Genomic DNA, 12,387 nt, shown 5'->3' with positions numbered 1-12,387 from the left:
CTATCTGAAGACAGATAGGGTGCTTAGCTCAGCTGGGAGAGCATCGCCCTTACAAGGCGAGGGTCGCAGGTTCGATCCCTGCAGCACCCACCAAATAATGTGTTGTAAAAATTGTGGAGCGGTAGTTCAGTTGGTTAGAATACCGGCCTGTCACGCCGGGGGTCGCGGGTTCGAGTCCCGTCCGCTCCGCCATATACCAAGGGCGTGCCTGATCTCAGGTGCGCCCTTTTTTTATCTATTTTTTGAGTTTTGTTGAGGAAGGAAACAGACCATGTTGCAGAGTATTCACGATCAGGCACAGAGTTGGGTTGCATGGGTTATCGTCGGGTTGCTGATTATTCCATTTGCACTGTGGGGCATTAACTCCTATTTTGATGGGGGTTCAGGTGCGGTTGTTGCAGAGGTAAATGGGACAGAGATAAGTCTAAATGAGTATCAACGTTCGCTACAGCAGCAGCGTCAGAGAATGCGCCAGTTGATGGGGGCAGATTATCGCCCGGAGATGTTGGAAGATCCACGTATGCGTCGTGCGGTACTGGATGCGATGATCGAAAACGATCTATTGAATCAGGCAGTAGATGGTGATGGCTTCCGCATTGGTGATGAGTTGCTCTACTGGCAGCTGCAGCGTACCGAGGCCTTTCGTGGAAATGATGATAAATTCAGTCAGGATATCTACAAACAGGTTCTCTCCTCACAGGGCATGAGCCAGCCATTTTTTGAGAGCAGAATACGCTCTGACCTGATGCAGTCTCAGCTTCTTACCGGTTTTCGTCAGGCCTCTTTTGTAACAGAGAGTGAGCTGCGTGAGGCTGTGCGTCTACAAGAACAGAAACGTTCACTACGTCTGCTTACTATTCCTGCATCAGTTGACAGGATTGAGAGCAAGGATGTTGGAGATGATGAGATTGCTGCGCAGTACGAGATAAACTCGGTTGCTTATGAGATTCCTGAACAGGTTAGTCTTGATTACATTTCACTGTCGGTGGCAGATCTTGCCGGGGATGTTCCGGTTGAGGTAGATGCACTACAGAAGCTATATGAGCAGCGCAAGGAGAGCCTGCTTGCAGATGAGGAGCGTCATGCACGACATATTCTGATTGAGCTGGCGGAGGGGGCTGATGAGGAGGCCACTGCAGCGGCTCAGGCTCGTTTGAATGAGGTGCAGGCCAAATTGGCTGCGGGAGACTCTTTCGAGGCCCTGGCAGAACACTATTCTGATGATCCCGGATCCGCAGCTGCTGGGGGTGATCTGGACTTCTTCCCTCGTGGCATGATGGTTCCAGAATTTGATGATGCGGTATTCTCCATGCAGGTGGGGGAGGTGTCTGAGCCGGTTCGTACTCCGTTTGGTTTTCATCTGATTCGTCTGGATGAGATTCAGGCGGAAGAGATTCGTACGTTTGAGGATGTTCGCGGAGAACTCAGTGCAGAGCTAAAACGCCAGACTGCTGAGGACCTCTTCTTTGAGTATGCAGAGACTATTGCCAATCTGGCTTATGAGCAGCCTGATTCACTGGATGGGGCAGCAGAGGCCGCAGGCCTGGTAGTCAGGCAGAGTGAGCTATTCAATCGCCAGGGGGCGACTAATGGAGTTGCCACAAACCCTGGAGTAATCAAGGCAGCATTCTCAGATATGGTTTTGGTAGATGGCAAGAATAGTGATCCGATAGAGCTGTCAGAGGACCATATGGTTGTTGTCAGAGTGCGTGAACACCGTCCAGCAACAAGAAAACCGCTAGAGAGGGTGCGTGCAGAGGTGGTTGATGCAATTCTTGCCCAGCGCGCAAGGGCTACTGCAAAGAACAGTGGAATGGAGCTTCTGGACAAGATTCAGAGTGGTGCTGTTGGCACAGACGCAGCTGCAGAGAGTGTGGCTCTGCAGTGGAGCGGGGTTGAACAGATCAACAGGAGTGATAAAACCATATCCTCAGAGGTTGTAGCACGAGCATTTCAGGTGAATCTGCTTAAGGGGCAGAAAGCGTATGCTGGCACCGAGTTGCGTGGAGGTGGTTATGCGTTGATTGAACTGCTGGCAGTTGAGGATGGTAGTTTTGAGGCCATGGGTGACAAACAGGTAGAGGTTATGCGTCGTGAGCTTGCAGACCGTAATGTGAAAAGTCACTATCAGAGCTATGTTGCCAGCCTGCGTAACCAGGCAGATATTAAGGTCTACGAGGATCAGTTAAACTAGAAAAACCCCTCCTAATCCTCTTTCCTGACTCCGTAGGTTGCCATTCCGGTGGTGTTGTAACCACCATCGACATAGGTGATCTCGCCGGTCATTCCGGAAGCCAGATCAGAGCAGAGGAAGGCGCCAACATTGCCAATCTCGTCAATTGTCACATTGCGGCGTAGTGGCGAGTTTTTCTCCGAGTAGTCGAGTAGCAGATTGAAGTCACCAATCCCCTTGGCCGCCAAGGTCTTGACTGGTCCTGCAGAGAGGCCATTAACGCGAATTCCATCAGGCCCAAGGTCGGCAGCCATTGCTCGTACAGCGGCCTCCAGACTGGCCTTGGCCAGCCCCATGACGTTGTAGTGGGGAATGGAGCGTATTGCACCCAGGTAACTTAGGGTCAACATTGAGCCCTTGCGCCCCTCCATCATCGGCAGGGCCTCACGGCCCAGTGCGGCAAAACTATAAGAGCTGATATCGTGGGCAACCTTGGAGCCCTCACGAGTTACCGAGTCGATAAAACGGCCATCAAGCTCCCCTTTTGGTGAGAAAGCTACTGAGTGCACCAGGCAGTCCAGTCCGTCCCAATGGGTAGCAAGAGTCTCAAATGTCTTCCTGATCTGGTCATCGCTGGAGACATCACAGGGGATGGTAATATCACTGCCAAGCTCGGCAGCAAATTTTTCAGCTCGGCCCTGCAGTTTATCACCCTGATAGGTGAGGGCAATTTCGGCCCCCTCACGGTGCATCGCCTTGGCAATACCCCAGGCAATAGAACGGTTACTGGCTACACCAACAACCAGCACTTTTTTACCTTGCATAAATCCCATTACAAATCCTCGTATACTGTCCAATCGTTCGGTTTTTATTCTGGTATTATCCAGTCTTTCAACAGAGCTTGTAGTAATCCAATTTTACACAGACATAGTGAGAAGTAACAGGATAAAAAGATGGGAATTGTCTGTTGCCCTGTGCGGCTGGCTACTATCTTCTGCCCTCCAGGCTAACTGGAATAATCCGTACCCTCAAGATGGGCTGGAGGAGCAGGTGCTCTACTCGTCATTCTCGGGGCGCCCCAAGCATCTGGATCCGGCACGTTCCTATAGCTCCAATGAGTACACCTTTATTGGGCAGATATATGAGCCTCCACTGCAGTATCACTATCTGAAGAGACCCTATCAACTGGAGCCACTAACCGCCTCCAGAATGCCGCAGGTCACCTATCTGGACAAGGATGGGAATGAGCTTCCAGGAGATGTTGAGGTGGAAGAGATTGCCTACTCTCTATACGAGATCTCGATAAGAGATGGGGTCAGCTATCAGCCACATCCAGCTTTTGCAAAAGATGAGCATGGTGGAGTGCGTTATGGTGATCTGACCGAGGACGAGCTGGCTGGAATCGAGAAGATGTCTGATTTCGCAGAGAGTGATTCCCGGCTGCTGACAGCAGCAGATTATGTCTATCAGATAAAACGGCTGGCCCATCCATCGCTCCACTCTCCGATTTTTGGTCTGATGAGAGAGCATATTGTCGGTCTTGGTGATCTGCGAGATGCTCTGAAGGAGACCAGAGACAACAACCCGGAAGAGTGGCTGGATCTGAGAGAATTTTCCCTGGAGGGGGTTGAGGTGGTGGATTCACAAACTTACCGGATCAAGGTGAATGGAAAATACCCCCAGTTTCTCTACTGGATGGCGATGCCATTTTTTGCCCCCATGCCGTGGGAGGCAGACCGTTTTTACTCTAATCCACTGCTTCATGAGAAAAATATAACTCTCGACTGGTACCCTGTGGGAACAGGCCCATTTATGCTGACGGTAAACAACCCAAATCGCAAGATGGTTTTGGAGCGTAATCCAAATTACCACTCCGACTATTACCCCGTTGAGGGTGAGCCTGGTGACCATGAGAGTGATCTGCTGGTTGATGCAGGAAAACAGATCCCGTTTCTTGACAGAATTGAGTTTAGTCTGGAAAAAGAGACCATTCCCTACTGGAACAAGTTTCTGCAGGGTTACTATGATTCATCCGGGATCAGCTCGGACAGTTTTGATCAGGCAGTACAGTTCTCTTCAGCTGGTGAGGCAGAGTTGAGTGGTGAGATGGAGCAACAGGGCATGCGTCTGCAGACATCTGTATCTACCTCAATCTACTATATGGGATTCAATATGGTGGATTCGGTTATTGGTGGGGATAGTGAACAGGCCAGAAAGCTGCGTCAGGCAATCTCAATAGCTGTGGATTACGAGGAGTACATCTCAATTTTTGCAAATGGGCGAGGTATTCCTGCCCAAGGGCCACTGCCAGCCGGGATTTTTGGCCATCAAGAGGGGAGAAGCGGGGTTAATCAGACAGTCTACAGTTGGAGTGGTGGCAAGCCAAAACGGCGTTCGCTGGATGAGGCTAAACAGTTGTTGGCCGAGGCCGGTTATCCAAAAGGACGTGACCAGGAGAGCGGCAAGCCATTAACCCTCTATTTTGATGTAACTGCCAGCGGCCCGGATGACAAGGCACGCATGGACTGGTATCGAAAGCAGTTTGAGAAGATAGATCTACAGTTGGTGGTTCGTAATACCGACTACAACCGTTTTCAGGACAAGATTCGTACTGGTAGCGCCCAGATCTATCTATGGGGATGGAATGCAGACTACCCTGACCCCGAGAACTTTCTGTTTCTCCTCTATGGACCAAATGCCAAAATTGGCAAGGGTGGAGAGAATGCATCCAACTATGATAACCCCGAGTTCAATCTCCTCTTTGAACAGATGAAGAATATGGAGAACAGTCCTCAGCGGCAGCAGATAATCAAAAGGATGGTCTCCCTGCTGCAGCATGATGCACCATGGGTATGGGGTTTTCACCCCAAGAATTTTGGTCTCTACCACCGCTGGTATCAAAATACCAAGCCAAATCTTATGGCTAACAACACCCTGAAATATGTGCGTGTTGATCAGGGCGAGCGTGCCAGGCTGCGTGACGAGTGGAACCGCCCAGTGCTCTGGCCTCTGTGGGGAGGAGGGTTATTGCTGTTGATTATGGTGGTGCCGGCATGGTTGGGTGTGCGCCGCAAAGAGAACTCATCACTGAGAACAGTGGAGCATGTTGGTTCTACAGAGGCGGGGCGTTTGGAGGTTATTGAATGAGCACGGTAAAGATATGTTGAACTACATTCTGCGTCGCATTCTCTACGCCTTCCCGATTCTGGTTGGAGTCAACCTGCTTACCTTCTTCCTCTTCTTTGTGGTCAACACCCCTGATGACATGGCACGTATGCATCTGGGGATGAAGCACGTAACCGAGGAGGCGATAGAGAACTGGAAACAGGAGAGGGGGTATGACCGTCCACTACTCTGGAACGAGGCGGCGTCCGGTAGTGAAAAGATGACCGATACCCTGATTGTCTCCGAGTCCGTCAAACTCTTCCGTTTTGATTTTGGGGTGGCTGATGATGGACGCAATATTGGAGGAGACATCAGACAGCGAATGGGGCCAAGTCTGGCAATAGCTGTGCCCATCTTCATGATCGGGCTCTTCACTAATATCACCTTTGCCATGTTGATGGTCTTTTTCCGTGCCACCTACCTTGATCTCTCGGGAGTGGTGCTGACGGTAGTATTGATGTCTATCTCTGGTCTTTTCTACATTATTGGTGGGCAGTTTGTGGTTGGTAAACTGATGCATCTGGTTCCGATATCCGGTTATGAGGGGGGGCTGGATGCGTTTCGATTTGTGATCCTGCCGGTGGCGATAGGGGTGATCTCGGGCATCGGCTCAGGGACCCGCTGGTATCGCACCATCTTTCTTGAGGAGATGGGAAAAGATTATGTTCGTACTGCCCGTGCCAAGGGGTTGCCAGAGTCCAGGGTGCTGTTTCACCATGTGCTGAGAAATGCGATGATCCCTATCCTTACCGGTGCGGTGGTTGTGTTGCCTCTGCTCTTTATGGGAAGCCTGATTACGGAGTCATTTTTTGGAATTCCCGGGCTTGGTAGCTACACCATCGAGGCTATCAATGCCCAGGACTTTGCCATTGTCCGTGCGATGGTTTTCCTCGGGGCCGTGCTCTACATCATCGGGCTGCTACTGACAGATCTCTCCTATACCCTGGTTGATCCACGGGTGAGGCTGTCGTAATGGCTGAGATATACGCCTGGATTGGGGGCAAGCCACTTTTCCTCTGGACAGACATGTTGATCTGGCTACTGGTTGCAGTCATTTTTTTTGGAGTCTCACACACCCGTAAACACCCACATCTGCTGGAGCCGTGGCATCGGGTGGCAAAAAGCCGACTGGCCATGGGGTCACTTGTGGTGTTACTGGTGTATGTAGTGATAGGGTTAATGGATTCCATTCACTATCGTCCAGCTATGGAACAGGGTGAGCAGGGAGAGGAGGTTCACTATGCGGTTGAGGCCAGAACCTTGCTGGACTGGACGGTTGGTGGGTTGCGAGAAAATAGTGAAAAGAGCTACTCGGCACCCATGGCAACACATCTCTATGTGCGAGAGATGGTGGAGGCTCCAGATGGCGCAGTAAATCGTGACTTCCCGCGACTGAAATCTGGTGGCGCCCATCTGCAAGATCCCCAGCAGCGCGGCGCTGACCTTCTTGATAATCTTATGTTGGGCACTGTCAAGGGGGTGCTGCTCTGGATTGGAATTGCTCTTTTATTGGCGCTGTTGATCAGCAGGAAACGGGGTGACCGGTCCTCTCTGCGCTGGATGGCGGATGTCACCAGAGGAGATACAGCGACCCCATGGAAAACAGTTCTGTTGATCACAGCCATAGTCTCAATACTGGTGATGCTCTCCATTCAGATCGGGGTTAAGTACCATATACTTGGAACCGACAAAGTGGGGCAGGATGTCTTTTACCAGGCAGTAAAGAGTATACGTACAGGGCTGGTGATTGGAACTCTGACCACCCTTATCATGCTTCCATTTGCGATTCTGTTGGGGATCATGGCCGGCTTCTTCCGGGGCTGGATAGATGATGCGATTCAGTACATCTACACCACGCTAAACTCTATTCCAGGGGTGCTGCTGATTGCCGCAGCCATCCTGATGATTCAGGTCTATATAGACAATAATGCCGCACTTTTTGAGACCACCGAGGAGCGTGCCGATCTGAGACTGCTCTTCCTCTGCATTATCCTCGGGGTTACCAGCTGGACCGGCCTCTGCCGACTGCTACGCGGAGAGACTCTCAAGCTGCGCGAGATGGACTACATCACGGCTGCCCATGCATTTGGGGTGAAGAATCTGCGTATCATCACCCGTCATATCCTCCCCAACGTGATGCATGTAGTGCTGATCTCGGTAGTGCTTGATTTCAGTGGTCTGGTATTGGCCGAGGCTGTGCTCTCCTATGTGGGGGTCGGAGTTGATCCCACCATGTATAGCTGGGGTAACATGATCAATGGGGCTCGCCTCGAGATGGCAAGAGAACCGGTGGTCTGGTGGACGCTGCTGGCATCGTTCCTCTTCATGTTCACTCTGGTGTTAGCGGCAAATCTCTTCTCCGATGTGGTACGAGAGGCATTTGATCCTCGTCTGCAGAGAGGAGAGAGATGAGTCTCAAGGTATCCAACCTTCAGGTCTGGTTCTATACACGGCATGGAGCTGCTCGGGCTGTAGACGGGGTGTCGCTGGAGATCAACAATGGGGAGACCTTTGCCCTGCTGGGCGAGTCCGGATGTGGCAAATCAATTACTGCTCTCTCAATAATGCAGCTGCTTCCAGAGGCTCCACTGGCACGACTGCGTGGCGATATATTGCTGGATGGAGAGAATCTGCTTGATCTGCCAGAGCGCAAGATGCGCAAGGTTCGTGGCAGACGTATTGCGATGATATTTCAGGAGCCGATGACCTCTCTCAATCCGGTACTGAGTGTAGGCGACCAGGTGGGCGAGGTACTACAGCACCACTTTGGGGTAAAGGGGGCGGAGCAACGCAGGCGGGTAATTGAGCTGTTAGAGGATGTCGGCCTGCCGGATCCGGCACAACGGATTGATATCTATCCCCATCAACTCTCCGGTGGAATGAAACAGCGGGTGATGATTGCCATAGCACTTGCGGCGGAGCCTGATATCCTGATTGCCGATGAGCCCACAACCGCACTGGATGTAACTATTCAGGCACAGATTCTGAAGCTGTTGCGGCGCCTGCAGAGAGAGCGGGGGATGGCGATCCTGCTTATTACTCACGACCTTGGGGTTGTGGCAGAGATGGCTGACCGGGTTGCGGTGATGTATGCCGGTCAGCTTATAGAGCAGGCACCACGCGCCCCATTTTTTGCGCATCCCAGCCATCCATATACCCGTAGACTGTTTGCTGCGATCCCGGATAGCCGCAAACGCAGTCAGCCACTCTCCATGTTGCACGGCACCGTACCGGTATTGACCCAGGAGTTTCGTGGATGCCGTTTTCACAACCGTTGTGACCGTGGTTGGGAGCTCTGTACCGAGAGCTCTCCAAAATGGTTTCCAACCAGCAAGGGGCAGGCGGTACGCTGTCACCTGTTTGATCCAAAGCTGGAGCTGGCGGATCAACGAGATAGTGGTGAGCAGACCGCTGCCGACTCATACCATTCAGCGGAGAGCAGCGATGACGGTTCTGCGCTGCTAAAGGTAGAGGGGCTGAAGGTTCACTTTCCGGTAAAAAAAGGTCTCTTTCACAAGACAGTTGGCTATGTAAAGGCGGTCGATGGGGTGGATCTCTCAATTGGCGCTGGCAGGACTGTAGCGCTGGTTGGGGAGTCTGGCTGTGGCAAGACCACGGTAGGAAAATCAATTCTGCGACTTCTTGATACAACTGCTGGATCCATAATTTTTGACCGGGTTGATCTTGGGGCGTTAGAGGGTGATGAGCTGAGAAAAATCCGTTCCGATTTTCAGATGATTTTCCAGGATCCATACGCATCAATGAATCCACGCATGATGGTGGCAGATATTATTGGTGAGGGGATGGATTCTCTGTTGGAGGAGAGTGGCAAAAAAAGGGTGAGTGAGCTGCTGGAGGAGGTTGGCCTTACTGCAGAGATGGCTGGACGCTATCCACACGAATTCTCTGGTGGACAGCGTCAGCGGATCGCCATTGCGCGAGCACTTGCAGTAAATCCCCGGCTGCTGGTCTGTGATGAGCCAACCAGTGCACTGGATGTCTCGGTGCAGGCACAGATTCTGAATCTGTTGCGCAGACTCCAGCAACAACAGGGTATCTCCTATCTCTTCATTACCCATAACCTCTCTGTTGTCTCCTGGTTTGCCCAGGAGGTTGCGGTGATGTATCTCGGCAAGATAGTGGAATATGGAACAGTGGAGGAGGTGATGACAAAACCACTCCATCCATACACCCAGGCACTGTTGTCGGCTGTCCCGGTAATCAACCAGGAGAGTGGGCGTGAGGTTATTCAGTTAGAGGGGGATCAGGCCTCCCCAACCAACCCTCCATCCGGGTGCCCATTCCATCCGCGCTGCCCACAGGCGCTAGAGCGCTGCAGCAGCGAGGTCCCTGTTCATAGAGAGGTTGGTGATGGCCATCGAGTCTCCTGTCTGCTGGTTGATGTGACTGCTTAAGCAGACACCCTGGATCCTGCAACCCCACCCTTCATTTTCAGCATCCCCTTGTAGATCATCGGAAACTCCTCAACCACGGACTGCTGCACACAGTCGCGTTGCAGCAACTGATCCCGCCATGCGCACACCTTGGGAAGGTTTTCACAGGTGTGGATCGAGGCCAGCTTCTCCAGCAGATTCAGGCGCATAAATAGTGGGGCAAATGCCGCGTCAACAAGAGAAAACTGCTCCCCATTAAAGAACGGGCTACTCTCAAGAACCTCCTCAAGTTTGGCCAGACGCCCCCTCATGGTCTCGACAGCATCATCAAACTCCTCTGTGTCTGCTGAGGTATTAAGGGTGAATAGAACCTCAAGACATGATGATGCATACTCAATCCAGCTCCGGTTTCTGGCCCGCTGAAAGGCATCTTCGGGATGCAGAGACCCTGCGGTGGTCTCATCGATAAATTCGCTTATCACTGCAGACTCAAACAGCACCTCACCATCCACCTTCAACAACGGTACCTTTCCCAAAGGGGAGATCTGCAGGAACCACTCAGGTGGATCGGCAAGATCAATATAGGTGATTCTGTACGGAACCTGCTTCTCTTTCAGGGCGATAACTGCACGCTGAACATAGGGGCAGAGCTTGAAACTGACCAATTCGAGATCCATATTTGGTATCCTCCTCCGGTAATGTTTATAGGGAATATCTTTTCAGGAATTGTAAATGAGTAGGGCTCGATTGTCTGCGCCATTCTTGCTGGTTGTAGCGCTTGCGATAGTGCTTGTCGGCTGCATTCCCGGGCAGACGCGCTATCAGGATATTGGAAGTGGGGGCGGGGAGTTTAGTGTCAAGATGTTGGCAAAGTCGGACATGAGCAGGGTTGCCGAGCTGGGGCAGCGAGAGGTATTGAAGTCGCTGCGAAAGATGATGGTCCATCTCTACAATGCAAACCCAAGGCAGCTCAATCGGGGACGCTCCCAAGAGCAGACTAAATATACAGTTCAGAGCAGCGTAAAACGGATATTTGGCCAGCAGATGCGCTGGAACTTTCCCGAATTTGGTGGGGTGAAGGGCAACCAGATACTTCACCTGACCTTCGACAAGGACTACAAGGGAGACAGGGTGCTCGCCCTTACCTCTGCCCTGGTCTCCATGACCATGCGCTCCTACAATGGAACTACCCAGCTCTATATGCTGGATCAGCTTGATCCTCAAAAGATCTACAACAGTGCCCGCAATTTTGAGGTTGCCCTGAAAATGGTGGATATCTACCCCTATCTAAAGCAGAGCGGCAGTCAACATATAACCACCATGATAGGGCGAGCAACAGCAAATCAGGATCTGATAGCGATCCTGGTTGCAGACCACCTTAATCGACAGTTAACAGGCGTTGCCCAGTCTGTGGTAACAACTCTGCTACTCCCCATATAGGAAAGGGGGTCAGGTCTGCGTTTTTACTGTTATTTGATGCTATCGCCAAATAACAGTAAAAACGCAGACCTGACCCCCATTTGAGTTTCATTCAGCTTGATTGGATGGTGGAAAAGGGGTATAATTAAAGCATTTACTAAAACGGTTGATTATGTCACCACTATTTAGGTATAACATCATGAAATATATTGTAAAAACAGTTGCCATTGTTACAGCGATGGCACTTTCTACAGCAGCTTCGGCATTCTGGAATCCAAAAGATTGGGACATGAAGGATGGCTGGAACAAAAACAGTGGCTCTGACCACCCACTTGCACCATTTGGTTGGGGCAGCAAGGATGGACGTGGCCCATTTGGAGGCGAGAATGGCTGGGGCGCCATGGACTCCATGGTAGATAGCATGGGTATGGGGGACGCTATGAGCGACATGAATACCGATGTAGAGTGGGACCTGAATCTTGATACCAAACTTAAGGGACAGGCTCAGGCTGAAGGAAAGGGAAATGGCAAGAGCGAGTCAAAGGCTCGCAACCGTGCCCGTTCTGATTTCCGTAAAGACAATCGCAGAAGATACTATCCCGGATATAACCAGCCACCGGTTGCCCCATACGGATATGGCCCTGCACCTTACGGGAATTACGGATATGGTCCATCACCATACGGCCAGATGGGGCCATCAGGCCAAATGCCATTTGCCCCAGCAATGCCGCCACAGATGATGCCTCCACAGATGATGGCGCCACCTCGTCAATACTGGAGATGATAGACGGGCACACTACCTAACAGAAAAGCCCTCAGATGAGGGCTTTTCTGGTTTTGTGAGATGTCGTTATTACCCCCAGCGGTTGATCTTCTCTATCAGCTCCTTCATGGTGAATGGTTTGTAGAGCACATCGTTGATCCCGGACTTTTGGTAATTTTCGTTCGCCTCTTGGTGGGTGGCTGCAGTCAATGCAATGATCGGCAGGTCAGGGTGGCTCTGCCTGATTATATGCGAGGCCTCAAATCCATCCATCACCGGCATCTGTAGATCCATCAGAATAATGTCATATTGGTTGGAGTTATCATTAACCTTGTTAACAGCAGTCTCACCGTTCTCGGCAATCTCTGGTTTGCATCCAATGTGTTCAAGCAGTTTGCTGGTTACCATCTGATTAGCCAAAACATCCTCGACAATCAGTACCCGGCATCCTCGGTTGATGACACCCGAAGTTA

9 protein-coding genes, 2 tRNA genes and 1 pseudogene are annotated in these 12,387 nt (G+C 51.4%); 9 read left to right on the top strand and 3 right to left on the bottom strand.

Annotation, left to right across the window (positions count from 1 at the left end; translation table 11 throughout):
- Positions 1–17 precede the first annotated feature (17 nt).
- The 3 genes from H8D24_02525 (at position 18) to H8D24_02515 (ending at position 2,194) form a co-directional block, all read left to right on the top strand.
- A tRNA-Val gene (locus H8D24_02525) sits at positions 18–93 on the top strand.
- A 22-nt stretch (positions 94–115) separates the two neighbouring features.
- Positions 116–192, top strand: a tRNA-Asp gene (locus H8D24_02520).
- 79 nt (positions 193–271) lie between these two features.
- Positions 272–2,194, top strand: a complete 1,923-nt coding sequence (locus H8D24_02515; GenBank protein ID MBC8519267.1) for a SurA N-terminal domain-containing protein — start codon at positions 272–274, stop codon at positions 2,192–2,194.
- A gap of 11 nt (positions 2,195–2,205) precedes the next feature.
- Here H8D24_02515 and H8D24_02510 read toward each other — a convergent pair whose 3' ends face one another.
- Positions 2,206–3,006, bottom strand: coding sequence for an enoyl-ACP reductase (locus tag H8D24_02510; GenBank protein MBC8519266.1), 801 nt, complete (start codon positions 3,004–3,006; stop codon positions 2,206–2,208).
- A gap of 94 nt (positions 3,007–3,100) precedes the next feature.
- On the opposite strand from H8D24_02510, the gene H8D24_02505 reads away from it, so the two are divergent.
- Genes H8D24_02505 through H8D24_02490 form a run of 4 tightly spaced genes read left to right on the top strand, consistent with a single transcriptional unit; the run spans position 3,101 to position 9,753 of the window.
- Complete coding sequence (locus H8D24_02505; protein ID MBC8519265.1) at positions 3,101–5,320, top strand: ABC transporter substrate-binding protein; 2,220 nt, start codon at positions 3,101–3,103, stop codon at positions 5,318–5,320.
- Positions 5,321–5,333: 13 nt separating this feature from the next.
- Positions 5,334–6,311 (top strand): ABC transporter permease, encoded by a 978-nt coding sequence (locus H8D24_02500; GenBank protein ID MBC8519264.1) that lies wholly within the window; start codon positions 5,334–5,336, stop codon positions 6,309–6,311.
- 20 nt (positions 6,312–6,331) lie between these two features.
- Positions 6,332–7,750 carry an ABC transporter permease gene (locus H8D24_02495; GenBank protein MBC8519263.1) on the top strand — a complete coding sequence of 473 codons (1,419 nt, stop codon included), beginning with the start codon at positions 6,332–6,334 and terminating at the stop codon, positions 7,748–7,750.
- The gene (locus H8D24_02490) at positions 7,747–9,753 is read left to right on the top strand and encodes an ABC transporter ATP-binding protein (protein MBC8519262.1); all 2,007 of its coding nucleotides are present in this window, start codon (positions 7,747–7,749) and stop codon (positions 9,751–9,753) included. The genes H8D24_02495 and H8D24_02490 overlap by 4 nt, the downstream gene beginning before the upstream one ends.
- On the opposite strand, the gene H8D24_02485 is transcribed toward H8D24_02490, so the two are convergent.
- Positions 9,750–10,409, bottom strand: coding sequence for a glutathione S-transferase family protein (locus H8D24_02485; GenBank protein MBC8519261.1), 660 nt, complete (start codon positions 10,407–10,409; stop codon positions 9,750–9,752). The two genes, H8D24_02490 and H8D24_02485, sit on opposite strands and share 4 nt — an antisense overlap.
- Before the next feature lie 55 nt (positions 10,410–10,464).
- On the opposite strand from H8D24_02485, the gene H8D24_02480 reads away from it, so the two are divergent.
- Both H8D24_02480 and H8D24_02475 read left to right on the top strand, forming a co-directional pair.
- The gene (locus tag H8D24_02480) at positions 10,465–11,172 is read left to right on the top strand and encodes a hypothetical protein (protein ID MBC8519260.1); all 708 of its coding nucleotides are present in this window, start codon (positions 10,465–10,467) and stop codon (positions 11,170–11,172) included.
- A gap of 601 nt (positions 11,173–11,773) precedes the next feature.
- Positions 11,774–11,935 (top strand): annotated as a pseudogene (locus tag H8D24_02475) (PrsW family intramembrane metalloprotease).
- Positions 11,936–12,004: 69 nt separating this feature from the next.
- Here H8D24_02475 and H8D24_02470 read toward each other — a convergent pair.
- A partial coding sequence (locus H8D24_02470; protein ID MBC8519259.1) for a response regulator occupies positions 12,005–12,387 on the bottom strand: 383 nt, incomplete at its 5' end.

Origin of the sequence: Candidatus Thiopontia autotrophica (assembly GCA_014384675.1) — a bacterium.
In the GTDB taxonomy this organism is placed as follows: Bacteria; Pseudomonadota; Gammaproteobacteria.
This window is presented reverse-complemented; position numbering and strand designations above follow the sequence as displayed.